Origin of the sequence: Actinomadura hibisca NBRC 15177 (assembly GCF_001552635.1) — a bacterium.
In the GTDB taxonomy this organism is placed as follows: Bacteria; Actinomycetota; Actinomycetes; order Streptosporangiales; family Streptosporangiaceae; genus Spirillospora; species Spirillospora hibisca.
This window is the reverse complement of the sequence record NZ_BCRO01000028.1, coordinates 50,584-74,879: the sequence shown is the minus strand read 5'-3', so window position 1 is coordinate 74,879 and position 24,296 is coordinate 50,584. Positions and strand designations below refer to the sequence as shown.

The window sequence follows — 24,296 nt, the reverse complement described above, 5'->3', positions numbered from 1 at the left end:
CTCGCCTTCGGCTTTGCCCCGCCGGGACAGTTAGTCACTCGCGCGACGGCTGAGGTCTTTGAGACAGGACCTAGCCCTGCGCCGCGCGCTCGGAGCGGATGCGCGCCACCACGTCCCCGGCCGCCGTCTTGATCGACTCCAGCTCCTGGAGGTAGGCCCAGTAGTCGGGATGGGCGCCGCCGAGCCGCTGCGGAGCCTGCTCCAGCCGCGCCACGAGGCCGTCCAGCGCCCGCGCGTGGTGCGGGGCGGCCCCGCCCGGCTGCGCCATCGCCAGGCGCTGGGCGTCGCGCACGGCGAACCGCGCGGCCTCGGCGGGCCTGTCCGGGTCGGCCCTGGCCTCGTCCAGCTCGGCGACGCGCCCGGTGACCTGCCCGGCCCGCCGGTCGGCGCCGTTCAGCTCGGTGCGCGCGGCGGTGATGGCCTGCTGCGCCTGCTTCCACTCGGCCCGCGAGATGTGCGCCGACGCCTCGTTCAGCCGCTCCCGCGCCCGCTGCACGCCCGCCTCGACGGCCTCGGGCGCGCCCCTCAGGTCCTGCCAGCACGCCTGCGAGTAGCCGCGCAGCAACTTCTTCATCGCGTCCCGGACCGGCCCGGAGCGCCCGGCGACCACGTCCACCCGGGTCCGCACCGACGCCATGGAGTTGCGGACCTTCTCGCCCAGCCTCGGCAGCTCCTCGGCGGCCTCCCGCGCCCGCTCGGCGAGCCGCCGCACCTCCTCGGCCTGGTCCAGCGCGCCGTTCAGCCCGAGCCCGCCGAGCCCCTGCGAGGACAACACCGACAGACCCTCGCGGGCGCGGGCCAGCTCGGCCTCGGGGTCGGCGGCGTCCATCCCGGCCTGGCGCGCCCGCGCCACGGCCGCGTCGGCGGCGGCCACCGCGTCGCGGGCGGCGGCCAGGCGCGGCGGCAGCTGGTCGAGCGCCGCCTCCAGCCGCGCCATCCGCGGCGCCAGCCGCTCGGCGAACCCGTTCAGGTCGCCGGTGATCTTCCGCATCCGGTCGGTGACGCCCGCCAGCGCCCGCCGCGCCTGCTCGTACTGGGCCGCTGACCGGTCCTGGTCATCGAGCGGATGGGCGTCCAGCGCGTCGATGTAGGCGATCGAGGCGGCGTTGGCGGCCTCGTCCAGCCCGGCCAGCTCGCGGCGGGCCGGTTCGGCCGCCGCGGCGTCCAGGTCGGCGAACACCGTGACCCGGCCCTGGAGGTACTTCTGCGCCTGGTCCATGTCGTAGAAGGCGGTCGCGGCCGTCTCCCTGGCCTCGATCGCCCTGGCCGCGGCCGGTGCCTCCCGGCCGCGGCGACGCTGGTCGCCCGCTCCCCGCAACGCTGCCTCCCTTCGCCTGACCCCAGTCTCGCGCAGACCGGCCGCCGCCAGCACCGCCGGGCCGTGCCTTTTCGCCCGTGAAGCCCGATAAGCCGTGACAGGGGCGGTGCGGCCTGTCACTGATCTCACCCGGACCGGGCGGGAGGGAACGGATAGCATCGCAGCATCGTCGGTATAGCGGGACGCCGGTCCGCCGACCGGCCATGCGCGCGAACTCAGGAGGCACAGTGGGCGTCAGTCTCAGCAAGGGCGGCAACGTCTCCCTCACCAAGCAGTCGCCGGGGCTGACCGCGGTCAGCGTGGGTCTCGGCTGGGACCTGCGCACCACCACCGGCACCGACTTCGACCTGGACGCCAGCGCGCTGGTGCTGGACGCCTCCGGAAAGATCATCACCGACCAGCACTTCGTGTTCTTCAACAACCTGCGCACCCCCGACGGCGGCGTGGAGCACACCGGCGACAACAAGACCGGGGCCGGCGAGGGCGACGACGAGGTCATCAACGTCAACTTCGGCGCGCTGCCCGACGCCGCCGAGCGGGTGGCGTTCGCGGTGTCGGTGTACGACGCCGACAGCCGCGGCCAGAACTTCGGGCAGGTCCGCAACGCCTACATCCGCGTGCTGAACCAGGGCGACCGCACCGAGATGGCGCGCTACGACCTGTCGGAGGACGCCTCCACCGAGACCGCGATGGTGTTCGGCGAGCTGTACCGCAACGGCGCGGAGTGGAAGTTCCGCGCGGTCGGCCAGGGCTACGCCTCGGGCCTGGCCGGCATCGCGGTGGACTTCGGCGTCAACCTGTGAGCGCCCCGCGCTGACCCGCCGCGCCCGCACCGGCGCCCGCACCGGCACCCGCATCGACGAGCATCGATCCGCCACCGAAGGGGAAAGTAGACGATCATGGGAGTATCGCTTGCCAAGGGCGGCAACGTCTCGCTCACCAAGGCCGCCCCGAACCTGACCGCCGTCTCGGTCGGCCTGGGCTGGGACGTCCGGGCCACCACCGGCGCCGACTTCGACCTGGACGCCTCGGCGCTGATGCTGAACAGCGGGGGCAAGGTCATCTCCGACCAGCACTTCGTGTTCTTCAACAACCTGAAGAGCCCCGACGGCTCGGTCGAGCACACCGGCGACAACCTGACCGGCGAGGGCGAGGGCGACGACGAGTCGATCAACGTCGACCTGAACGCCGTGCCGGCCGAGTGCGACCGCGTGGTGTTCCCGGTGTCGATCTACGACGCCGACAACCGCTCGCAGAACTTCGGCCAGGTCCGCAACGCCTTCATCCGGATCGTCAACCGCGCCGACAACAACGAGCTCGCCCGCTTCGACCTGACCGAGGACGCCTCCACCGAGACCGCGATGGTCTTCGGTGAGCTGTACCGGCACGGCGGGGAGTGGAAGTTCCGCGCCGTGGGCCAGGGGTACGCCTCGGGCCTCGCCGGCATCGCCATGGACTTCGGTGTCAACGTCGGTTGATCCGGCGGCTGACCCCGGTAGCCCTCTAGCAGAGATACCAGAATGATTCTTCGCACCTTCGGGTGGTCCTTCGCCGTCACGGCCGCCGGCCTCGCCGCCGCCTTCCTCTACGACAAGGGGACGGGGCTGGCGCTGGTGGCCGTGCTGGCCATCCTCGAGATCTCGCTCTCGTTCGACAACGCCGTGGTCAACGCCAAGGTGCTGGACCGGATGAGCCCGTTCTGGCAGAAGATCTTCCTGACCGTGGGCATCGCCATCGCCGTGTTCGGCATGCGGCTGGTGTTCCCGCTGGTCATCGTGGGGATCACCGCCAAGCTCGGGCCGGTCGAGGCGTTCGACCTGGCGCTCAACGACCAGGCCGCCTACAAGCACGCGATGGAGTCGGCCTACCCGATGATCGCGGCGTTCGGCGGCATGTTCCTGCTCATGTTGTTCCTGGACTTCGTGTTCGAGGAGCGCGCCGACAAGTGGCTGCCGTGGCTGGAGAAGCCGCTGGCCCGCATCGGCAAGCTGGACCAGCTGTCGGTGGTCATCGCGGGCGGCGCGCTGGCGCTGGTGGCGTCGGCGTGGGCCGCCGAGCCCGGCAACGTCATGATCGCCGGCGTGCTCGGCATGGTCACCTACATCCTGGTCAACGGGCTGGGCGAGCTGTTCTCCGAGGCCGGCGAGGACGACGACGAGGAGCGGGACGAGGCCGCCGACGGCCCCGCGCCCGCCGCGGCCGGGAAGGGCGGGCCGAGCGCGCTGGCGCTGGCCACCGGCAAGGCCGGGTTCTTCCTGTTCCTCTACCTGGAGGTGCTGGACGCCTCGTTCTCCTTCGACGGCGTGATCGGCGCGTTCGCGATCAGCACCGACCCGATCATCATCGCGCTCGGCCTCGGCATCGGCGCGATGTACATCCGGTCCCTGACGGTGTTCCTGGTCCGCAAGGGCACGCTGCACGAGTACGTCTACCTGGAGCACGGCGCGCACTGGGCGATCGGCGCGCTGGCGGTCTGCATGCTGGTCAGCATCGGCCACCACGTGCCCGAATGGATCACCGGCGGGCTGGGCGCGGGGCTGATCATCGCCGCGTTCGTCAGCTCGGTGGTCCGCAACCGCAACGAGGACGCCGGCGACGCGCCCGGGGCGGACAAGGAACTGCACTCCACCGGGGTGTGAACCCCGGTCCCACCGAAGGAGACGAAGATGTCTGTCTCGCTGCAGAAGGGCCAGCGGGTCTCGCTGACCAAACCCGGCGGCGGCACCCTCACCCGGGTCCGCATGGGCCTGGGCTGGGACGCGGTCGTCAAGAAGGGGCTGTTCGGCAAGGGCAAGGCCCAGTCGATCGACCTGGACGCCTCGTGCCTGCTGTTCGACGCCGGCGGCAACCTGGCCGACGCGGTCTGGTTCCGCCAGCTGCGCAGCAAGGACGGCTCGGTGGTGCACACCGGCGACAACCTCACCGGTGAGGGCGAGGGCGACGACGAGGTCGTCAACGTGGACCTGGGCAAGGTCCCGGCCAACGTGACCCAGCTGGTGTTCACCGTCAACTCCTTCACCGGGCAGGACTTCTCGCAGATCGAGAACGCCTTCTGCCGGCTGGTGGACGAGACGACCGGCCAGGAGATCGCGCGCTACGAGCTGACCGGGTCCGGGCGGCACAACGCGCAGATCATGGCGAAGGTCGCGCGGGACGGCGCGGGCTGGTCGATGACGGCCATCGGCGCCATCGCCAACGGCCAGACCTTCCAGCACCTGCTGCCGGAGGTCAAGCAGCACCTGTGAGCGCGGACGGCGGCGCGCTCCCGGCGGGCCGCGCGGACGCGAAGCGCATGGACGGCGCGTCCCGGCCTCCGGCCGGGGCGCGCCGTCGCCGTTCCGCCGGGGCCGCCCGGCTCAGCCGGGGATGAGACCGGCGGCGCGCGCCCGGCCGAGCCAGTGGGGGTACTCGGCCGTCATCAGGTCGAACAGCTCCTCGTCGGAGATCTGTGAGGGGTCGGCGACGGTGAAGAAGTCGGCGTTGTCGAGGTGGCGGCCCCGCATGTCGTCGAGCTTGCGCAGGATCTTGAACTGCCGGTCCCGGGGGTCGGGGCTGATCGCGATGAACTGCCAGAACAGCGGCTCGTAGCTGGAGGACACCACCTGCCGGGTGGTCTCGTCCTTGTCGAAGGTGCCGCCGTCGGTGACGAACATGACGTAGACCGGCAGGTCGGCGGGGTGCGGGGCGCGGCGGGTCTCGTCGGTGCCGAAGTAGTGCCTGCGGATCTCCCGCATCGCCGCCCCGTACATGGTGCCGCCCTGGAGCCCGTACCGCTCCACCATGGTCCGGATGTAACCGGTGTGGTTGTCGGGGTCGAGACCGTCGGCCCGGTGGGCGTCGTGGGCGAACAGGAACACGTCGATCCGGGCGTCGTCGTCGAAGCGCGCGCCCAGCGCGAGGACACGTTCGGCGAGCTGCTGGATCTTGCCGGTCTCGTAGAGGCGCTGCATGGAGATGCTGATGTCCAGGCAGAGCGCCACGCGGGCGGTGTGCTCGCCGAGGCCGCGCTTCTCCAGCGTCACCGCCGCCTTCTTGGTGAGGCCGAGCAGGGCGGGGGCCTGGCCCTCCAGCCGCTTCTCCAGGGAGATCAGCTTCTGCTTCTTGAGGCTGACGGGCGGCGCGGACGGCGCGGCGGGCCGGGCGGGCACGGCCTGCTGGACGGGCGCGGGCTGGACCGGCGCGGGCGGGGGGACGTACGCGGGCTGGGCCGGCGCGGGAGCGGGAGCCGCCGGTGCCGCGGAGTCGTCCACCTGGATGCCGTAGTCGGTCGCGAGCCCGGCCAGCCCGCTCGCGTACCCCTGCCCGACCGCCCGGAACTTCCACTGCGCTCCGCGCCGGTACAGCTCCCCGGCGACCATCGCGGTCTCGGCGGCGGCGTCGGTCACGGCGAACTCGGCGATCGTCGCGCCGCTCGCGGCGTCCAGCAGCCGCAGGGCCAGGCCGGGGACGGCGCCGAACGCCCCGCCGTCCGCCGAGGCGGTCAGCGCGATGCGCTCCACGTCCTGGTCGACCAGCGCCAGATCGATCGCCAGGCTCTCCTCGGTGCCGTCCGGGCCGGTGCGGCGGCCCTCGTGCCGGACCGCGCCGGACGGGTGCCCCGGCTGGTTGTAGAACACGAAGTCCTTGTCGGAACGGACCTTCCCGGCGGCGGCCAGCAGCAGCGCGGCGGTGTCCACGTCCGGGACGCCCGGTCCGGGCCGCCAGGCGAGCACGGCGCGCAACCGGGGCGTGCTGACGGAAACGTTTGCACCCTTAGTCAGCTTGGTCATGCTTTGTAAGGGTAGGGGAATGAAACGCGCTCAATAGGATGTTAAGGCAATACATTCCGGAAGCGGGCCGAGGGCGGCGGGGGCCGCCGACGGACGTCCGGCTGGTCGGGCAAGGGTGGGGACCTAGTGGTTCCTGGGGGGACAGTGGTGAATGCGGCATTTTGACCAAATTGATCCGAAGCTCCGCAAACACTTGTTCTACCGGCAGCCCCGCCGTTTCGACCGGCACGACGACCCCGCCCTGCTGGCGGTCGCGCTCGGCGCGACGCTCTACAGCCCCGCCACCCGCCCGGCGCTCGCCGACGACATCGCCAAGGCCGCCCGGCGCGGCGTGACGAGCATGGTGGTGTGCCTGGAGGACGCCATCGCCGACGCCGACCTCACCGCCGCCGAGGCCAACGCCGTCGCCCAGTTGCGGCTGCTGCACGGGCGCGTCCGCGACGGCGGGCCCGGCGGCGAGGCCCCGCTGCTGTTCGTCCGGGTGCGCGCCGCCGAGCAGATCGGCGACCTGGCGGCCCGGCTCGGCCCGGCGCTGGAGATGATCACCGGGTTCGTGCTGCCCAAGTTCACCGCCGCCACCGGCGGCGCGTTCCTGGAGACGCTGGAGCGCACGGTGGAACGTTCTGGGCGGCGGCTGCTGGCGATGCCGGTGATCGAGTCGCGCGAGGCGGTGTTCGTGGAGTCCCGGGTGGAGATGCTCCAGGACGTCGCGCGCCTGCTGGCCAAGCACCGCGAGCTGGTGCTGGCGGTGCGGCTGGGCGCCACCGACCTGTCGGCCGCCTTCGGGCTGCGCCGCCCGCCCGACCTCACGATCTACGACATCCGGCAGGTCGCCGACGTGATCGCCGACGTGGTCAACATCCTGGGCCGCGCCGACGGCACCGGCCACATCGTCACCGGCCCGGTGTGGGAGTACTTCTCGGCCGGGGAGCGCATGTTCAAGCCGCAACTGCGCCAGTCGCCGTTCGAGCGCCAGCAGGCCGCGCCGCTGCGGCAGCGCCTGATCAGCACCGAGCTGGACGGGCTGATCCGTGAAGTGCACCTGGACAAGGCCAACGGCCTGACCGGCAAGACCGTGATCCACCCGAGCCACGTCGCGGCGGTGCACGCGCTGTCGGTGGTGACCCACGAGGAGTACCTCGACGCCGCCGACGTGCTCGGCGTGACCGGCGGCGGCGCGATGGCCAGCGCCTACGCCAACAAGATGAACGAGGCCAAGCCGCACCGCGCCTGGGCGGAGCGGCTGATGACGCGCGCGCAGGTGTTCGGCGTGGCGGCGGAGGGCGTGACGTTCGTGGAGCTGCTCGAAGCGGCGGAGAGCCGGTGACCGGGCCGGACACCTGGCCGGGGGAGTGGGTGCGGGCGCGGCTCGGCGTCCGTCCCGTCGGCGACGGGCTGGCCGACCTGGTGGGACTGGCAGTGCGCCGCAACCCGCGCCGCGCGCACCTGCTGGTGTCGGCGGTGCTGGGCAAGCACGTGCCGACCGATCCGCGCCTGGTGTACGGGTCGGGGCTGCTGCTGGGCGAGCTGGTCCGACGTCGCCTGACCGACCGCGACGGCGAACCGTACCGCCCCCTCCTGGACGACGCCCTCAACGGCGCGCCCGCCGCCCTACGCGACCGGATGCGCGAGCCGAAACCTCCAGTGGACGCGCTGGTACTCGGCTACGCCGAGACCGCCACGGCCCTCGGCCACTCGGTCGCCGACGCGCTGGGCGGGGCCTACTACCTGCACTCCACCCGCCGCCCCGTGCCCGGCCACGACGCCTACGGCGGCTTCGAGGAGGAGCACAGCCACGCCACCAGCCACCTGCTGCTGCCCGCCGATCCGCGCGCGCTGGACCGGGACGTCCCGCTGGTGCTGGTGGACGACGAGCTGTCCACCGGGCAGACGGTGCTCAACACGATCCGCGAGCTGCACGCCGTCCGCCCTCGCCGCCACTACGTGATCGCCGCGCTGGTGGACCTGCGCGGCGCGGACGACCACGACCGGATGCGCGCCCTCGCGCACGAGCTGGACACCCGCATCGAGGCCGTCGCCCTGGCGACCGGCCGCGTCGAGTTGCCCGAAGGCGTCCTGGAGGCCGGTCAGGCGCTCGTAGCCGAGGTCGAGGCGACCGCCTCCGAATCCGTGCCGCAGGGCTCGTTCCCCGTGACGCGCGTGGATCTGGGGTGGCCGGAGGGGCTGCCCGACGGCGGACGCCACGGCTTCCGCCCCGAGCACCGCGAACGCCTGGAGAAGGAACTGCCCGCCATGGCCGACCGGCTGGCCGCCGCCCTCCCCGAGGACGCCGGACGCGTGCTGGTGCTCGGCTTCGAGGAGCTGATGTACGCGCCGCTGCGCCTCGCCGAGGCCCTGGCCGACGCGTCCCCCGGCACCGACGTGCGCTACTCCACCACGACCCGCTCCCCGGTCCTGGCGGTGGACGACCCCGGCTACGCGATCCGCACCCGGCTGTCGTTCCCCGCGCACGACGATCCCGCCGACGGGCCCGGCGAGCGCTACGCCTACAACGTCGGCCCCGGGGCCGACCCGGCCCGCGCGTTCGGCACGATCGTCCTGGTCGTCGACGCCGCGGGCGACACCCCGGCGCTGGCCGGCGGCCTGCTGGCGCGGCTGCGCGGCCTGGCCCCGGTGGTGCTGGCGGCCGTCCCCGACCGAACGAAGGAGCACGCGTGACCCCGCTGTACGGGCCGGATTTCGGCAGCTACCCCGCCGAGGACGTGGCGTGGCTGCTCAAGGACCTGTCCGGCGTCGAGCTGGAGGCCCCGACCGAGGAGCGCGAGGCCGCGATCCAGGCGGGCCGGGCGCACTACGCCGAGTCGCTGCCGGTGGAGTACCAGCCGGGCCCGGCCTACCAGAAGTTGTTCCACCAGGCCCTCGACGCGTCGGCGGAGCGCGTCGCGCACGCCGTCGGCCTGATCACCGAGCTGATCATCGCCGAGCGCGGCCCGGACGCGGTCCTGGTGTCGCTGGCGCGCGCGGGCACGCCGGTCGGGGTGCTGGTGCGGCGCTGGGCGCGGTTCGCGCACGGCCTGGACCTGCCGCACTACGCCGTCAGCATCGTGCGCGGTCGCGGGATCGACCGCAACGCGCTGCGCTACCTGGCCGCCCACCACGACCCCGCGAACGTCATGTTCGTGGACGGCTGGACCGGCAAGGGCGCGATCACCAAGGAGCTGACCGCCGCGCTCGCCGAGCACGCCGCCGCCACCGGCGACCGGTTCCCCGACGACCTGGCGGTGCTGGCCGACCCCGGCCGCTGCACGCCGCTGTACGGCACCCGCGAGGACTTCCTCATCCCCTCGGCGGCGCTGAACTCGACGGTGTCGGGCCTGGTCAGCCGGACCGTGCTGAACGACGAGCTGATCGGCCCCGACGACTTCCACGGCGCGAAGTTCTACGCCGAACTGGCCGACGCGGACGTGTCGGCCACGTTCCTGGACGCGGTGACCGCCTGCTTTCCCGACGTCGCCGAACGCGTCGCCAAGGATCTCCCCGAGCTGCGGGCCGCCGACCGCACGCCCGACTGGTCGGGCTGGGAGGCGGTGCGCCGGGTCGGCGAGCGGCACGGCGTCGACGACCTCAACCTGATCAAGCCGGGCGTGGGGGAGACGACGCGGGTGCTGCTGCGCCGCGTCCCCTGGAAGGTCCTGGCCCGCGCCGACGCCGGGGCCGACCTCGCCCACATCCGGCTGCTGGCCGCCGACCGCGGCGTCCCCGTCCTGGAGGTCGGGCCGGAGGAGATCCCCTACGCCTGCATGGGCCTGATCCATCCCCGCTTCGGCCAGGGGGCCGCGCAGTGAGCGAGCCCGCGAACGCCCCCGTCAACGTTCTTGTCTGCTCCGACCTGGACCGCACCCTCATCTACTCGGTGAACTCGATGGCGCTGACCGGGCCGGACGAGGACATGCCGCGCCTGGTGTGCGTGGAGTTCTACCAGGGCGCGCCGCTGTCGTACCTGACCGAGACGGCGGCGCGCGGCCTGGAGGCGCTGGCGGCGGTGACGACGTTCGTGCCGACGACGACGCGCACGCCCGAGCAGTACCGGCGCGTCCACCTGCTGGACAAGCCGCCCGCCTACGCGATCTGCGCCAACGGCGGGCACCTGCTGGTGGACGGCGTGGACGACGCCGACTGGGCCGCCGCCGTGCGCGCCCGCAACGCCGAGGCGGGCGCGCCGCTGGCGGAGATCGGCGAATACCTCACCCGGATCGGCGGCGACTTCGTGCTGAAGCGGCGCACCGCGTCCGACCTGTTCGCCTACACCGTCGTGGACCGCGCCGCGCTGCCGCCGTCGTGGGTGGAGGACCTGACCGGCTGGTGCGCCGAGCGCGGCTGGCGCACGTCCCTCCAGGGCCGCAAGGTCTACTGCCTGCCCGCCGCGCTCACCAAGGCCGCCGCCGCGACCGAGGTGGCCCGCCGCTCCGGCGCCGACCTGATGCTCGCCGCCGGGGACTCGTTGCTGGACACCGAACTTCTGGAGGCCGCCGACGCCGCCGTCCGGCCCGCCCACGGCGAGCTGCACGACACCGGCTGGACCGCGCCGCACACCGCCGTGACCACGGCGTCCGGCATCGCGGCCGGGCAGGAGATCGTCGGCTGGCTGCTGGAGCGCAGTGCTCAATCACCGCCGGGGGACGGCGGGCGAAGTTAACCGACGGCCGTCCAGGGGTCGTCGCGGGGCCTTCCAGAGGTCACAATCGCGGTAGCCCGCAGTGCAGGAAGGCACGGCCGGGGGGACGGCCAGAACGCGATGGGGGGTTCACGCCGATCTCATGAGTGCCCGTCTGACCGGTGACGAGACCGCGCTCTGGCAGGCCGCCGCGCGGGTCCTGGACGCCAACTGGACCGGGACGGCCACGGTGCCGTCCCCCGGCCTGTACCCCCACCAGTGGAGCTGGGATTCGGCGTTCGTCACGATGGGCCTGGCCCGGCACCGCCGCGACCGGGCCGAGCGCGAGCTGCTGACACTGTTCCGCGGCCAGTGGTCCGACGGGCTGCTGCCGCACATGGTGTTCAACTCCGCGGTCTCCCGGCACGGCTACTTCCCGGGCCCCGAACTGTGGCACAGCGACCGCCAGGCCGCCGCGCCGAACGGGGTCCGCACCTCCGGCCTGACCCAGCCGCCCCTGCACGCCCTCGCCGCGCTGCGACTGCACGAGTGCGCCGCCGACGTCGAGAGCAGCCGGGCCTTCCTGGCGGGCCTGTACCCGGCGCTGGTGGCGCAGCACCGCTACCTGGCCGAGGTCCGCGACCTGGACGCCACGGGCCTCGTCTCGATCTGCCATCCGTGGGAATCGGGCCTGGACAACAGCCCCGCCTGGGACCGCCCACTCGGCGCGCTCCAGCTCCCGCCGACCGGCTACGCGCCGCACCGCGTGCCGCGCACCCTGCCGACGGGGGAGGACTACGACCGGTACGTGTGGCTGGTGGAGATCCTGCGCGACGCGGGTTACGGCCACGCCTACCTGCGCGAGGCGCACCCCTTCGCCGTCGAGGACCCCCTCGTCAACGCGATCTACCTGGCCTCCACGCACGCGCTGGCCGACATCGCCACGATCGTCGGCGCGGACCCGGTGCCGCACCGCGAGCGCGCCGACCGAGTGCACCGGGCCTTGCTGGCGCGCCTATGGGACTCCGACACCGGCTGCTTCCGGGCCCGCGACGTGCGCGACGGCCGCCTGCTGCCAGTGGTGACGGTGGCGTCGTTCGGCCCCCTCCTGGATCCGGAGCTACCGCAGTCCATCGTGCGGAACCTGGTGGACCTGCTGCTGTCGGCGCGCTTCGCCGGGGCGGCCGGATACCCGGTGCCGAGCTGCGACATCCAGGCCCCGGCCTTCGACCGGGGCGGCTACTGGCGCGGCCCAACCTGGATCAACACCAACTGGCTGCTGTGGCACGGCGCGGCCGGGCACGGCCTCACAGTGATCGCGGACCTGCTGTACGGCTCCACGTTGCGTCTGGTGCGCCAATCAGGGTTCCGGGAGTACTTCGACCCGTTCGACGGGACGGGGCGCGGGAGCCACGACTACAGCTGGTCGGCGGCGCTGGTGCTGGACCTGCTGGGCGCCCGCCGTACCTCCCGGGCCGCGTAACGTGGCCCCATGCGCCTTCTCCGGGCCTCCCGGCTGCCCGCCCCCGTCCGCGACGCCCTGACGCTGGACCGCTCCGAACGCGTCCTGGCCTTCGCGCCGACGCGGGGCGGCTCGCACGTGGTGGCGACGTCCCTGGCACTGCACCTGCCGACGCCCGAGAAGGGCTTCACGCGCGTCCCCTGGGAACGCGTGGACCAGGCGTCCTGGAAGGACGGCTGGCTGCACGTGCAGGAGACGTCGGGCGGCCCCGAACACCACGTCCGCCTGACCGAACCGGGCTCAGTCCCCGAGACCGTGCGCGAGCGCGTGACGGCGACGATCGCCGTCAACCACCACGCGAAGCTGCCCGGCGGCGGCACCGTGCGGATCGCGGGCCGCCGCCCGCCGACCGGGGGAGAGGTGCGCTGGTCGTTCGTCTTCGAGGCGGGCCTGGACCCCGAGGACCCGGGCCTGCGCGCCCAGGCGGAACAACTACTGGAAGACCTGCGCCGCCAAACAGGCCTGTGAGCAGCAGGAACCCGGCCAGGCGCTCCCCCGGCCGGGTTCCGGTGACTCCTGAGGTCAGGGCTGAGCGGGAGTCTCCCGGCGCGGGTCCTGGTACTCGGCCGGCGCGGAGCTGCCGCGGTTCATGCCGGGGATCTTGTCCCCGATCTGCGCGGGCACCTTGTCGACCAGCGGACCGGCCTTCTCGCGCGCGGTCCCGGCCAGCTCCCCGCCCTTGGTGCGCAGGACCCCGGCGGTCTCCTGCACGCGGGGGTTCTCCTTGACCCGCTGGGAGACACCGAGGATCTGCTCGTAGCGCTCGCGTCCCGCCTTGGTCCCGAGGACGTAGCCGACGGCGGCACCGATGATGAACGGCGTACGGACCTTCATTCCAACCCCTTGGTCTGGTCGATTCGTGCCCCACCCATACCCGCGAGAGACGTCTCAACCCCCGCCCCCGATATGGATGCGCGAACAGGTCGCGGGATGCGCTAATCTAAACGTGCTGCCGGGGACGGAAGAGCCCCGGAGCAGGCACGATCCCGCGTAGCTCAATCGGCAGAGCAGCCGGCTGTTAACCGGCAGGTTAGTGGTTCGAGTCCACTCGCGGGAGCGCCTTCCAGCGCCCGGCCCCCTCAGGGGAGCCGGGCGCTTTGCGTTCCCAGAGACAGTCGGTGTTCCCGGGGCCAGACGGCCGGAAGTCGGTAGCCTTGGCGCGACACGGTGTCGGGACGATCTCGGGATGGCAATGGCGGAGCAGATCTCCATCGAGCGGGAACCCTTGATCGAGTACGACTCGGTCGGGGCCAGCACCGGGGTGGAGCGCGACCCCGACATCGAGATCAAGGAACCGTTCGATCCCGAGCACATCGATGTTGTCACCCGCACACCCACGGTGGACCTGATCCTGTCCCGGATCAAGAACCAGATGATCGACCTGGCCCCCGACTTCCAGCGGGCCGCCGGCATCTGGAATCAGCGCAACCAGAGCCGGCTGATCGAGTCGCTGCTGCTGCGGATCCCGCTGCCGACCTTCTACGCGGCCGAAGGCGACGACGGTGTCTGGTCGATCGTGGACGGCATCCAGCGGCTGACCACCATCGCCCGCTTCATCGATCCTGACGCGGTCGGGATGGAACGGCTGCTCCTCACCGACCTTGACTGGCTGGACGGGCTGCCCGACGGGGCCTCCTTCGAGGATCTGCCGCCCCGGCTCCAGTTGAGGCTGCGGGAGACGGAACTGGTGGTGCACCTGATCCGCCAGGGCACCCCGGAGCCGGTCAAGTTCAACATCTTTGCGCGAATCAACACCGGCGGCCTGCCGCTGTCGCAGCAGGAACTCAGGCACGCGCTCATTCCCGGGCCGTCGCGAGCCCTGCTCCGCGAGCTGGCCGAGTCCCCAGGGTTCCAGAAGGCGACCGGGGGCAGCGTCAAGTCCGACCGGATGGGCGACCGGGAGATGGTGCTGCGATTCATCGCCTTCTACCTGAACGATCCGGCGGATTACCGGCACCGTGACCTGGACCCGTTCCTGCGTGAGGCCACCAACAGGATCAACCAGCTGAGCGAGGATCGGATCGATCATGTGCGCCGCAGGTTCAACCTGGTGATGGGAGTCGCTGTGGCGACTTTCGAGGGATACGCCTTTCGCAAGCGCTACCGCGGTGAGACGCGCAAGCTGCCGATCAACAAGGCGCTGTTCGAAGCGATCTCGGTGAACCTGGCTAAGCGCGCCGACGATGAACTGGCCCGTCTCTGCAGCGAACACAAGCAGCGGGTCAACGACCGGTTGATGGATCTGATGGAAGACGATCCGGACTTCTTCCAGTCGATCTCGGTGAGCACCGGCTCTCCCTGGAGCGTTCGAACCCGCTTCGAGCGCATCAACGAACTCTTCGGCGAGGTGCTGCGTGCTTGACACGATTCGGCTCACCAACTTCAAGGCGTTCGCCGACGCGGAGATCCCGCTGGGGCGCCTCACCCTGCTCACCGGTCTCAACTCGGCGGGGAAGAGCACGGTGTTGCAGTCGCTCGGTCTGCTCCGGCAGTCAGGCGACGCCGGCCTGTTCGGCGACGAGGACGAAGGCGGTTTCCTGCTGAACGGGACGATGGTCGATCTGGGGACCGGCCAAGACGTCCTGCACGAGGATTATGTCCCGGTGAAGGGGACCGAACGCGGTATAGCCCTGGCCCTGGACGCGGACGGAACAGAGTTCAGGTGGGCCGCCGAGTACCACGCGGAGAACGACTTGCTCCCATTGCGCTCAGGCGCAGGACAGTCCGGTCTGCCCCTCTCCCTGTTCGATCGAGGCTTCCAGTACCTGAAAGCTGAACGCCTGTCCCCTGCGGTCAGCTATCCGCGCTCCCATGAGGCCGCCATCCGGCGAGGTTTTCTCGGCTGCCAGGGTGAGCACGCTGTCAACTTCCTGCGCCATCATGCCGACGACCTGATGGTCGAGGAGCCCCTGCGCCACCCCGCCGTCGACTCCGCCGGTCTCCTCCACCAGGTCGATGCGTGGATGCGCGAGATCTGCCCTGGCGTCAACCTGGAGGCGTCGGCGATCGACGGCACCGACCTGGTCCGCCTGGGATACCAGTTCGGCACGGCTGGGCCGCTGGCGTCGAACCGGCCGCACCGCCCGACAAACGTCGGGTTCGGGCTGTCCTACGTCCTGCCCATCGTCATCGCTTGCCTGAGCGCGGGACCAGGCAGCTTGCTGCTGCTGGAGAATCCCGAGGCGCATCTGCACCCGCGCGGGCAGACGCGGATGGCCATGCTGATGGCCGCGGCAGCCGCCGCCGGAGCGCAGCTCATCGTGGAGACCCACAGCGACCATGTGCTCAACGGCCTGCGCATCGCTGTGAAGAACAAAACGCTGCCCCACACCGATGTCCGGCTGCTCTACTTCCATCGCAGCGCAGGAAGGGTCGAGATCCTCAGCCCCAACGTAGGCCCGGACGGCATGTTGTCGGATTGGCCGGACGGCTTCTTCGATGAATGGGAGAATTCCCTGGATCAGCTCCTGGACTGACCTCCGGAAGGGCGCACCCCCATGCCTGCTCTGCTCTGTCTGAACGACCTGTCCTGCGACGCCGACGAGCCTGTCGAGCGCGCGGCCGACGCGGTCACCGAACTGGTGGACACACTGCTGGCGGCGCGCAGAATTCGGCGTGACACGCACCTGCTGTCGGCCGTTCAACTGGGCGCGGTGGAGTTCGTCCGGGGGTACACGCTGGTGCATTGGCAGAAAGCCGGACGGGACCATCGGGACAAGTGGCGATTGTTGCGGGCCATGCAGAACAAGGCGCCGTTCAATCCGGCAGAGGCGGGGCTTGACGAGTCGATGCAGTTCCTGTTTGGGCAGCAGGCCGCTCTTGGCTTGGGGATGGCGTATCTGGTCGACGGGGTGGCGGTCAGCCTGCCGTTGGCCGATGCTTGGAAATGTTCTCGGCTGGCGATCGACCGGGAGATGTTAGTCGAGGACCGGCACGGCGATATCGGCATCTCCCGCGATCGGTTGGAGGTAGCGCACGCCTCATGTCCGGCGCACTCTGATGAGCACCGCGAACACTTGCAGGCAGCTGGTCTCGCGGATGTCACCACCGGAACCGCCCTATGGCGGGACCGAGAAGAATTCTTCCCTCATCTGCGTTTCCTACCGCAGGTGGAGAAACAACTGTGTGATCTTCAACCGTTCGCCCTCCTGTCGGTGCGCTCGCGGTTGAAGGAGATCGAGGCGACGGTCGCCCAGTGGCAGGCCGAAGGGAGCGCGACGCCCCGGTGGCGGACTAAAAAAGCCGACGGCGAACACGACAGGCGTCGCGGACAGTGCGTGTTCACCGATCTGGACGGCATCGAGCGCGTTTTCGACGAGCATGTCTATTACACGCCGGGCGCCGGCCGCATCCATTTCCGGACCGACACCGCCGCCCGCAGCGTCACCATTGCCCGGATCGGGCTGAAGTTCCCCTGACACTCAAGTGCCGCGCGGCAACCAGCGCCTGACCTTCTCCACCGGTGTCGCGGCATCGACATCCCACAGCCTCAGGGAAGCGTTCCAGTTCATCGGTCCGATGAGCCGTTTGGCCTCATCTTTTTCCGGATAGGGAATGTACAGGTAGAGATGGCCGTTGTGGACCTCCCCTGCCTTCACCTCACCGCTGCCGGACGCGGCCTGCCCGGAGTGGATCCGCGGCGGCTTACGGGCGGGCCGGTCCATGCGGGTCTGCGCCATGATGCGCCGGACGCGCTCGCAGTGAGAGGGGTCGGTGAAGCGCATCATCAGGTCGGTGGAGCCGCTGTGGGAGAGCAGGTTCAGCGAGCCGTGCCAAAGGACGGTGTCGTCCAGGATCAGCACCTTCTCGTGCATCCGCTCCCGCTCGACCACCTCGCATCCGGCGTCTCTGAGTTCCTGGACGAGCGGGCCCGCCGGGGAGTCGGGCTCGGGCGGCCGGGTGTGCACCGTGACACGGACGCCTGCGGCGAGCCGCGGTGAGAGGTGGCTCAACCATTTGCGGACCGGGGTGCGGTAGAGGAAAGCGCAGTAGATGTCGATGCTGCTGCGCGCCCGGGCGATGTCCCACTCGACGGCCCGGGCCACCTCGTCGGCCGGGAAGAAGGCGGGACGGGCCAGTTCCTCAGCGTCCAGCCCGCTCAAGTCGGCGGCGGCCCGAACCGGGACCAGTTCATCCACGGGGAGGCGCTGGGCGTCCCGTTCGAGGTGGTCGAGCATGACCGCTACCTCGCTGCCCGGAGGCAGGTTCCGGCGCATGAACTCCACGTTGGCGACCACGACCAGGTGGTCCTGGGCACGGCTCAGCGCCACGTTCAGCAGGCGGCAGGAACTGGATGACAGCCCCGTGCCCTGGTAGAAGTACCCGAGCTGGGACCCTGCCCCGGCGACGGTGTCGATGACCACCAGCGGCCGCTGGCTGCCCTGGAACCGGTGCACGGTGTCCACCAGTCCCTCGTAGGCCTCGCCGAACCGGTAGGCCAGGCTGGTGTTGAGCGCCTTCTTCTGCGCCGTGTAGGGAGCGATCACCGCGAGGCGGTCGGTCGGCCGTACCGCACCGGCCTTGCGCGGGGGGAGCACCGTGTCGTACTGCAGGCCGCGGATCAGCTCGTGGATCACGGCCTCGTGGACGGGGTTGGACTGATGGGCGTTGCGCGCCTTGGGGTCGCCGACCTGCCGAGCGGAGGTGTCGATGAGCACCAGCGGCCCGTCGATCAACGGTGAGGCGGGCAGTCGGCTGCCGTCGCCGCGCCCGGTGAGCAGTGGTGCGTCCGGGTAGGCGACCTCGTTGACCACCGCGCAGATGGCCGGGCGCATCCGGTACTGCTCGTTGAGCGAGATCATGCGGGCGTCGGAACGTGCGGTCCCGCGCTCGTCCACCAGCCCGGCGGCGTGGAAGGCGTCGCGATCCATCCACCGTCGGGAGTGCGCCTTGTCATCCTCGCCGGCGCGGCGGTCGCCGGACCCCCTGGTGACGGCGGGCAACTGCCGGAAGTCACCCGCTACCACCACGCGCTTCCCGGCCAGGCCCGCCGCGTACCAGGCCGAGGGCAGGTCGACCATGCCGGCCTCGTCGATGACGACGACGTCGACGGTGTCCATGAGCTTGCGGGACTGCACGGCCTTGGCGACGGTGGTGCCCATGACGCGGCAGCGCGAGCGGACGGCGGCGGCGATCTTCTGCAGTTGGTCCCGGAGGCCGGCCAGGTGCTCCTCGAACCGGGCGATGAGATCACGCAGGTCCGCGGCCGCCTGCAAGCGGCTCCGCTTGACCTGGAGCGGGGCGAGCGCGGACTGCACGGCTGCCAGATCACCGTAGTGGCGCTGCCGGTCGAGCCGAAGGACGGCACGCTCCTGCTCGAGCAGCCCCAGCACGTGCTGCCGGTAGCCGAGTTGGTGCTGGAGCTGGTCAAGCCGGGCCTGCTTGCGCTGAGCGCGGAACCCGGACGGCACTCCGATATCGGTGATTTCCCTTCGGAGAGCGGCGACGTCTGCCACCGCGGCCTGCTCACGCTCTTCTATCCGGACGAGAGCCTGATCGACGGATACCAGCTCCTGCTGCAACCGCAGGAGTTCGGCGGCCGATCGGTCGAACTCGTCATGGATGGCGAGATCGCGGCGCAGCGCCTCCAATTGCGGGGTGACCCGCAGGATCTCGGCGTCCAGGGCAGCCCCCAGACGCTCGGCGATCCGCTCCGGGACGATCCGGTCACCGAACCTCGCGGCCAGGGAGGCGAGGGCGATGTCCCCGGCCCGCTGGACGAGCCCGTCGCCGAATCCCGCCTCCTGCGACAGCAGCTCGCACATCCGCTCCAGGGCCTGGTCGACGGCCACGTGGGTGGGGGCGAGGAACAGCACGCGCAGCCCTTGCCGGTAGCAGCCCTCCACCAGGCAGCTCACCACCTCGGTCTTGCCGGTGCCTGGCGGACCCCAGATGAAAGTGATCTCGCTGCCGAGCGCATGCTCGATCGCCTGCCGCTGGCGGAGGTTGAGCTGCCGCTGCCGGTAGCCGCTGATGAAGCGGTCCGGGGTGTCGCACCGACCGACCCGCGGCCGTCCTTGCCCGATGAGCCAGTTCGCCGTGGTCGTGTTCACCGGGCCGTTGGGGTCGCCCGCCCGTTCCAGCTTCTCGGCCAGGATCTCCAGGCCGGCGGTGTCGTCCTCGACGAGCCTGGCGTTGCGCGGGGCGGAGCCGAGGTCGGCGGCGGTGACGACCTTGATCTTGCCGTCGTGCATCCGCTGGATCTGCGCCGGAGCCCAGGGGGCGGAGCCCCGGGACAGGCGGATCAGCAGCCGTTTGCCGTGGAAGGCGTCCCTCCAGGACTTGCAGGAGAACAGGTACTCGCGCTCGTCCCCGGACCCGCCGATCCACGTACCGTCACTCAACGGGAGTCCGGGCGCACCGGTCATGTCGCTGTTGAGGGCGGCGGTGATCTCTGCTCGGACCGCGCGGTGGAGGTCGGGAATCGGATAGGGGCCCGTTCGGCGTTCGGTCAACTGTTCTCCCCGCTGGCTACACCGGCACCGTGGGGAAAAAATTTACCGGATCATTGACTTGTCGTCAGGTGATCACCGATTGCAGGGCGAAAAACCAGTGCGCGGACGGGCTGGCCGATAAGATCGATGCGCGTCCCGAAGGGCGTGTCCAGGGGCGAGAGGGGATGACGGTGGCCGAGTCCAGCAAGCCGGTGCCCAAGCCGCCTCCGCCCGTTCAGCGCTGGTTCCAGGAGCGCAGGTCCGAGTACCCGTGGGAGCAGGACGGCCTCGACCACGTCGCCGGTCTCATGCCCAAGGTCGAGCCGTACCGGGCCTGGGCGACCTTCTCCTTCACCGCCGCCTCCGGCCGGGTCAACGAGTGCGACCTGTTCATCGCCACCCCCGGCGGTCTCTACCTGGTCGAGCTGAAGGGGCATCCGGGCCGGGTCGTCAACAACGGCGGCGACTGGATCTTCCACGGCCCCGACCGGGCCCGCCACCTGCACAACCCGCTGCACCTCACCGACCGCAAGAGCAAGGAGCTGCGGAGTCGGCTGAGCTGGGCGGCCGGAAAGCTGCACCTGACCGGCGTCAAGGTCCCGCGCGTCGAACCGGCGGTCTTCCTGACCGACCCGAACCTGGTCAGCGAGCTGGACGAGGTGCAGCGCGCCCGCGTCTACGGCCGCGACGACGTCGACACCGGCCTCGGCCGCATCTGGGCCGACCTGCTGGGCGTGCCGCCGCACAAGGAGTCGCTGCGGGTCTCGCCGAACTTCTCCCGGCAGCTCCCCAAGCTGCTGGAGGCCATCGGCATCACCAGCTCCCAGGCCCACCTGAACTTCGGCGACGGCTGGAAGCTCGCCCCGCAGGTGCTCGACTCCGGCCCGACCTGGGAGGACCGGCTCGCCGAGCGCAAGCAGATCGTGTCCGAGGCCGGCCGGGTGCGCATCTACCTGGTGAGCCAGATGGCCACCGACGAGTCCCGCCGGTCGGTGGACCGCGCCGCGCGCCGCGAGTACCAGGTGCTCCAGGGCATCAACCACCGCGGCATCGCGCAGGCGGTGCAGATCGGCGAGCACCAGGGCGGCCCCGCCATCCTGTTCCGGCACGCGCCGGGCGACCTGCCGCTGCAGTCCTACCTGAACGTGTACGGCGGCTCGCTGACCTCCGAGGTCCGGCTCGACCTGGTGCGGCAGCTCGCCGAGGCCGTCCGCTACGCCCACAACCGCAGCCTGTACCACCGGGCACTGGCCGCGCGGTCGGTGTACGTGACGGCCAAGGAGGACGGTTCGCAGCCGGTGCTGCGGATCGTCGACTGGCAGACCGCCGCCCGCGACTTCGACACCGCCACGCCCAAGTCGATCGGCAACTCGCTGGCCGACGACACCCACCTGGAGGACTCGGCGCTGGTGTACCTGGCGCCGGAGTTCGAGATGCCCTACGCCGACCCCGTCGATCTCGATGTGTTCGGCATGGGCGCGATCTCCTACCTGATCCTGACCGGCGAGCCGCCCGCGCCCGACCGGCCGACACTGATCGAGCGGGTCAGCGCAGCCGACGGCGGTCTGCACCCGTACGCGGTGGCCTCCGGCCTCACCGACGAGCTGGACCGGCTCGTTTTCCAGGCGACGCGCGGCGCCACCGGCGACAGACTGGAGTCGGCCGGGCGGTTCCTGGAGATCCTCGACCAGATCGAGCAGGACAGCGCCGTTCCCGACGAGGCGGCCGACCAGGACTGGGCGGGCACCGATCCGCTGACCGCCGTTCCCGGCCAGGCCGTGGACGGCGACGTCGACGGGGTCTGGCGGGTCGAGCGCGTCCTCGGCAGCGGCGGCACCGCACGCGCGTTCCTGGTGGCCCGCACGGTCGAGGACGACAACGGCGAGGAGCGCACCGAGCAGCGGGTCCTCAAGGTCGCGCTGGACGAGACCAAGGCCCCGCAACTGCACGCCGAGGCCGTCGCGCTGGGCAAGGTCGGCGGCGGCGCCATCGTCCGGCTGCTCGGCGGGCCCCGCCAGCTGGGCGACCGCACCGTCCTGGACCTGGAGTTCGCCGGCGAGCGCACCCTGGCCCGGGTGCTGAAGGACGACGGCAAGCTCACCTACCACCAGCTCGAACGCTACGGCCGGGACCTGTTCCGCGCGCTGGACCAGCTCGCCGCCAAGGGCGTGCGGCACCGCGACCTCAAGCCCGACAACTTCGGGGTGCTGCGCCGCGCCGACCGCACCTGGGAGCTGAAGCTCCTGGACTTCTCGCACTCAGGGGTCTCCGACCGCGACGCCACCGCAGGGACCCGCGGCTACCTGGACCCGTTTCTGGGCACCCACAGCCGCCCCGACTTCGACGACCACGCCGAGCGCTACGCCGCGGCGGTCACCCTGCACGAGATGGCGTCGGGGGAGAAGCCGCGCTGGGGCGACGAGAAGACCGACCCGCGCACGACCTCCGACCCGACGCCGTACCTGGCGGCGGACCTGTTCGACCCGGCGCTGCGCGAGGGCCTGACCGCGTTCTTCTCCCGCGCCCTGAACCGTGACGTCAACGAGCGCTTCGACACCTTCGGCCGGATGGAGGACGCCTGGCGGGAGGTCTTCAGCAAGGCCGACCAGGCCCCGCCGGTCACCACGCAGGTCACCGCCACCGGCGACGAGGCCGACACGATCCTGGACACCGAGGCGTTGCAGGCCGCCCGCGACGTCGCGGCCGAGGCCGCAACGCTGGAGACGCCGCTCCAGGCGGCCGGGTTGTCGCCGCGCGCCGCATCGGTGGCCGCGGGCTTCGGCGCCACCACCGTCGGCGGGCTGCTGGGCGTGCCGCTCTACCAGATCGCCAAGGCGCGCGGCGCGGGCGCGGTCGCCCGCAAGGAGCTGAACCGGCGGCACAAGCAGTGGACGGCCAAGTTCGGCTCCCCCGACCAGCAGGGCGACCAGCCCGTCGCGGGCCAGGGCACCGACGGCCAGGACGCGCCGCTTCCGATGGTCGGCCGCGTTCGGATCGACGAGCTGGCGTCCCTGCTCATCCCGACCGCATCGGCCAAGAACTCCCGCAAGGCCAAGGTGCTGCGGCTGCTGCTGAACCTGCCCGGCGAGGACGGCGCGCTCCCCGAGGTGCCCGAGCAGTGGCCCACGCAGGCGCAGGTCGCCAAGAGCGTGCAGAACATCACCCAGACCACGGTGTCGCGGTACTACAAGGACGCGGTCACCGAATGGGCGCAGGCCGATTGGATGGAGCCGGTCCGCAAGGAGGTCGTGGAGCGGACGCGCGCGTTCGGCGGGATCGCGTCGGTCTCCGAGCTGGCCGCCGAGCTGCGGGTCCGGCACGGTGCCGGTGACCGGCTCGACGACCAGACGGTCATGGTCCTGGCGTCCGCGGTGGTCCGCGCCGCCGTCGAGGCCGAGATGTACACCGGACCCGGCCGCGACGAGGAGGACGAGCCCAAGCTGGCCCGGCTGCGCCGGGGGCCGCAGGTGCTGGTGGCGCTGGAGTCGCTGCCCGGTACCGACGACCCGGCGCCGGGCGAACTGGCCGACTACGCGGTCGCGCTGGGCGGTCTCGCGCGCGAGCTGGCGGGGCAGGACCCGTTGCCGGGACGCGGTGAGGTGCTGCGCGAGCTGCGCCGGATCGCGCCTCCGGAGGGGATGTCGCCGCTGTCGGACGTCCGGCTGGTCGGGCTGGCCGCCGCGGTCGTGCCGGGCATCCTGGTCTCGCCCGGAATGCAGGTCTACCCGCGTGATCTGAAGCTGGCCAAGGCACTGCGGCTGGCCCAGGCCGGCGCGGGCGTCCGGCACCCGCAGGGGATCACGCTGGAGGGCCTGCGGACGAAGGTGGAGGCGTGGTTCCCGGGCCTGGACGCCTACGGCCCCGGCCTGACGTGGGTGGAGATGGAGGAGGCCCTCGCCGCAGCGGGCTTCCCGCTGAAGTACGAGGCCAGGGAGCAGCGGTTCCTGCCTCCGGCGCCGGTGCCGCACCCGACAACCTCCACGACGGCGACGAACCTGACGCCCGGAACGGGCGGGAGCGACCCCGTCCGGCAGGACAAGGTCGCCACGAGACTGGGCGTGGCGGCGAAGCGGGGCGGGTTCCTGGCGCTGACGGTGAACCTGAAGAAGCTGCCGGGCATGGCCGGGGCGATCGCGGCGAACTACCCGGTGGTGCCGGTGGACGTCGCCGAGGTGTTCCTGACGGAGTTCCGGGCGCTGGCGGCCGAGCACAAGGCCGAGTGGGGCCAGGTGCTGCGGGCCGACGAGAAGCTGACCCGGACCGGGCAGATGCCGGGCGGGCTGCGCTCGTTCGTGACCCGGGTGATGGAACGGGTCGAGCAGTGCCTGCTGGAGCGGGCCGACGGCCCCCGGACGGTGCTGTTCCTGCACAACGCCGGGCTGCTGGCCAGGTATTTTGAGCACGGTGGGCATGAGCTGCTGACCCGGCTGCAGAACGCGGCCCGCCGGTCCGCCGACGTCCCGCACGGGGTATGGCTGCTGTGCCCGTCGGAGGCACCGCGCGCCAGGCCCAACCTGGACGGCAAGACGGTGGAAGTGATCGGCGGCGACGCCGAATGGATCGTGCTGGACAAGGCGTTCGTCGAGCGGCTGCACGAGTCCCGCGCGGCCTAGCGGAACTCGTGTCGCATGGAAGAACC

At 71.3% G+C, this 24,296-nt stretch carries 18 protein-coding genes and 1 tRNA gene; 15 read left to right on the top strand and 4 right to left on the bottom strand.

The genetic code is table 11. From position 1 onward, the window contains the following. Window positions 1-70: 70 nt before the first annotated feature. Window positions 71-1,318, bottom strand: a complete 1,248-nt coding sequence (locus AH6_RS14785) for a molecular chaperone DnaJ (RefSeq protein WP_067479681.1) — start codon at window positions 1,316-1,318, stop codon at window positions 71-73. A gap of 227 nt (window positions 1,319-1,545) precedes the next feature. Here AH6_RS14785 and AH6_RS14780 point away from each other — a divergent pair, with 227 nt between their 5' ends. The 4 genes from AH6_RS14780 (at window position 1,546) to AH6_RS14765 (ending at window position 4,563) form a co-directional block, all read left to right on the top strand. Continuing rightward, entirely contained in the window at window positions 1,546-2,121 is a 576-nt protein-coding gene (locus AH6_RS14780) for a TerD family protein (protein WP_067479679.1), read from the top strand. A gap of 96 nt (window positions 2,122-2,217) precedes the next feature. After that, window positions 2,218-2,796, top strand: a complete 579-nt coding sequence (locus tag AH6_RS14775; RefSeq protein ID WP_067479677.1) for a TerD family protein — start codon at window positions 2,218-2,220, stop codon at window positions 2,794-2,796. A gap of 42 nt (window positions 2,797-2,838) precedes the next feature. Beyond that, window positions 2,839-3,957: a DUF475 domain-containing protein gene (locus tag AH6_RS14770; RefSeq protein WP_067479675.1), complete on the top strand. Its 1,119-nt coding sequence runs from the start codon at window positions 2,839-2,841 to the stop codon at window positions 3,955-3,957. Window positions 3,958-3,984: 27 nt separating this feature from the next. Beyond that, window positions 3,985-4,563, top strand: a complete 579-nt coding sequence (locus tag AH6_RS14765; RefSeq protein WP_067479674.1) for a TerD family protein — start codon at window positions 3,985-3,987, stop codon at window positions 4,561-4,563. 111 nt (window positions 4,564-4,674) lie between these two features. On the opposite strand, the gene AH6_RS14760 is transcribed toward AH6_RS14765, so the two are convergent. Beyond that, window positions 4,675-6,087, bottom strand: coding sequence for a VWA domain-containing protein (locus AH6_RS14760; protein ID WP_067479673.1), 1,413 nt, complete (start codon window positions 6,085-6,087; stop codon window positions 4,675-4,677). Window positions 6,088-6,280: 193 nt separating this feature from the next. On the opposite strand from AH6_RS14760, the gene AH6_RS14755 reads away from it, so the two are divergent. The 6 genes from AH6_RS14755 to AH6_RS14730 all read left to right on the top strand — a co-directional run bounded on the left by AH6_RS14755 (window position 6,281) and on the right by AH6_RS14730 (window position 12,692). Continuing rightward, complete coding sequence (locus tag AH6_RS14755) at window positions 6,281-7,414, top strand: HpcH/HpaI aldolase/citrate lyase family protein (RefSeq protein ID WP_245679306.1); 1,134 nt, start codon at window positions 6,281-6,283, stop codon at window positions 7,412-7,414. Continuing rightward, the gene (locus AH6_RS44680; RefSeq protein ID WP_067479670.1) at window positions 7,411-8,766 is read left to right on the top strand and encodes a phosphoribosyltransferase family protein; all 1,356 of its coding nucleotides are present in this window, start codon (window positions 7,411-7,413) and stop codon (window positions 8,764-8,766) included. The genes AH6_RS14755 and AH6_RS44680 overlap by 4 nt, the downstream gene beginning before the upstream one ends. Beyond that, complete coding sequence (locus tag AH6_RS44675; protein ID WP_067479668.1) at window positions 8,763-9,893, top strand: cysteine protease StiP family protein; 1,131 nt, start codon at window positions 8,763-8,765, stop codon at window positions 9,891-9,893. Before AH6_RS44680 ends, AH6_RS44675 begins: the two co-directional genes overlap by 4 nt. Further along, window positions 9,890-10,744 carry an HAD family hydrolase gene (locus AH6_RS14740; protein WP_157431486.1) on the top strand — a complete coding sequence of 285 codons (855 nt, stop codon included), beginning with the start codon at window positions 9,890-9,892 and terminating at the stop codon, window positions 10,742-10,744. Before AH6_RS44675 ends, AH6_RS14740 begins: the two co-directional genes overlap by 4 nt. A 121-nt stretch (window positions 10,745-10,865) precedes the next feature. Further along, window positions 10,866-12,185 (top strand): amylo-alpha-1,6-glucosidase, encoded by a 1,320-nt coding sequence (locus AH6_RS14735; protein ID WP_067479667.1) that lies wholly within the window; start codon window positions 10,866-10,868, stop codon window positions 12,183-12,185. Window positions 12,186-12,194: 9 nt separating this feature from the next. Further along, on the top strand, window positions 12,195-12,692 hold the full coding sequence (locus AH6_RS14730; protein WP_067479660.1) for a hypothetical protein: 498 nt from the start codon (window positions 12,195-12,197) through the stop codon (window positions 12,690-12,692). 54 nt (window positions 12,693-12,746) lie between these two features. Here AH6_RS14730 and AH6_RS14725 read toward each other — a convergent pair whose 3' ends face one another. Beyond that, window positions 12,747-13,058 carry a YtxH domain-containing protein gene (locus AH6_RS14725; RefSeq protein WP_067479659.1) on the bottom strand — a complete coding sequence of 104 codons (312 nt, stop codon included), beginning with the start codon at window positions 13,056-13,058 and terminating at the stop codon, window positions 12,747-12,749. A gap of 150 nt (window positions 13,059-13,208) precedes the next feature. Here AH6_RS14725 and AH6_RS14720 point away from each other — a divergent pair. From AH6_RS14720 to AH6_RS14705, 4 genes are all read left to right on the top strand, one after another. Further along, window positions 13,209-13,281 (top strand) — tRNA-Asn (locus tag AH6_RS14720). A gap of 129 nt (window positions 13,282-13,410) precedes the next feature. Beyond that, the gene (locus AH6_RS14715) at window positions 13,411-14,586 is read left to right on the top strand and encodes a DUF262 domain-containing protein (protein ID WP_067479658.1); all 1,176 of its coding nucleotides are present in this window, start codon (window positions 13,411-13,413) and stop codon (window positions 14,584-14,586) included. Next, complete coding sequence (locus tag AH6_RS14710; protein WP_067479657.1) at window positions 14,579-15,700, top strand: AAA family ATPase; 1,122 nt, start codon at window positions 14,579-14,581, stop codon at window positions 15,698-15,700. Before AH6_RS14715 ends, AH6_RS14710 begins: the two co-directional genes overlap by 8 nt. 21 nt (window positions 15,701-15,721) lie before the next feature. After that, the gene (locus AH6_RS14705) at window positions 15,722-16,642 is read left to right on the top strand and encodes a hypothetical protein (protein ID WP_067479656.1); all 921 of its coding nucleotides are present in this window, start codon (window positions 15,722-15,724) and stop codon (window positions 16,640-16,642) included. A gap of 3 nt (window positions 16,643-16,645) precedes the next feature. Here AH6_RS14705 and AH6_RS14700 read toward each other — a convergent pair whose 3' ends face one another. Continuing rightward, the gene (locus AH6_RS14700) at window positions 16,646-19,678 is read right to left on the bottom strand and encodes an AAA domain-containing protein (protein WP_067479655.1); all 3,033 of its coding nucleotides are present in this window, start codon (window positions 19,676-19,678) and stop codon (window positions 16,646-16,648) included. A gap of 170 nt (window positions 19,679-19,848) precedes the next feature. Here AH6_RS14700 and pglW point away from each other — a divergent pair, with 170 nt between their 5' ends. Further along, window positions 19,849-24,270 (top strand): BREX system serine/threonine kinase PglW, encoded by a 4,422-nt coding sequence (gene pglW / locus AH6_RS14695; RefSeq protein ID WP_067479690.1) that lies wholly within the window; start codon window positions 19,849-19,851, stop codon window positions 24,268-24,270. Window positions 24,271-24,296 lie beyond the last annotated feature (26 nt).

Coding starts and splice junctions, on each gene's coding strand:
- AH6_RS14765 (WP_067479674.1), top strand. CDS start 3,985: ATGTCTGTCTCGCTGCAGAAGGGCCAGCGGGTCTCGCTGACCAAACCC.
- AH6_RS14775 (WP_067479677.1), top strand. CDS start 2,218: ATGGGAGTATCGCTTGCCAAGGGCGGCAACGTCTCGCTCACCAAGGCC.
- AH6_RS14730 (WP_067479660.1), top strand. CDS start 12,195: ATGCGCCTTCTCCGGGCCTCCCGGCTGCCCGCCCCCGTCCGCGACGCC.
- AH6_RS14770 (WP_067479675.1), top strand. CDS start 2,839: ATGATTCTTCGCACCTTCGGGTGGTCCTTCGCCGTCACGGCCGCCGGC.
- AH6_RS14735 (WP_067479667.1), top strand. CDS start 10,866: ATGAGTGCCCGTCTGACCGGTGACGAGACCGCGCTCTGGCAGGCCGCC.
- AH6_RS14725 (WP_067479659.1), bottom strand. CDS start 13,058: ATGAAGGTCCGTACGCCGTTCATCATCGGTGCCGCCGTCGGCTACGTC.
- AH6_RS14760 (WP_067479673.1), bottom strand. CDS start 6,087: ATGACCAAGCTGACTAAGGGTGCAAACGTTTCCGTCAGCACGCCCCGG.
- AH6_RS14715 (WP_067479658.1), top strand. CDS start 13,411: ATGGCAATGGCGGAGCAGATCTCCATCGAGCGGGAACCCTTGATCGAG.
- AH6_RS14705 (WP_067479656.1), top strand. CDS start 15,722: ATGCCTGCTCTGCTCTGTCTGAACGACCTGTCCTGCGACGCCGACGAG.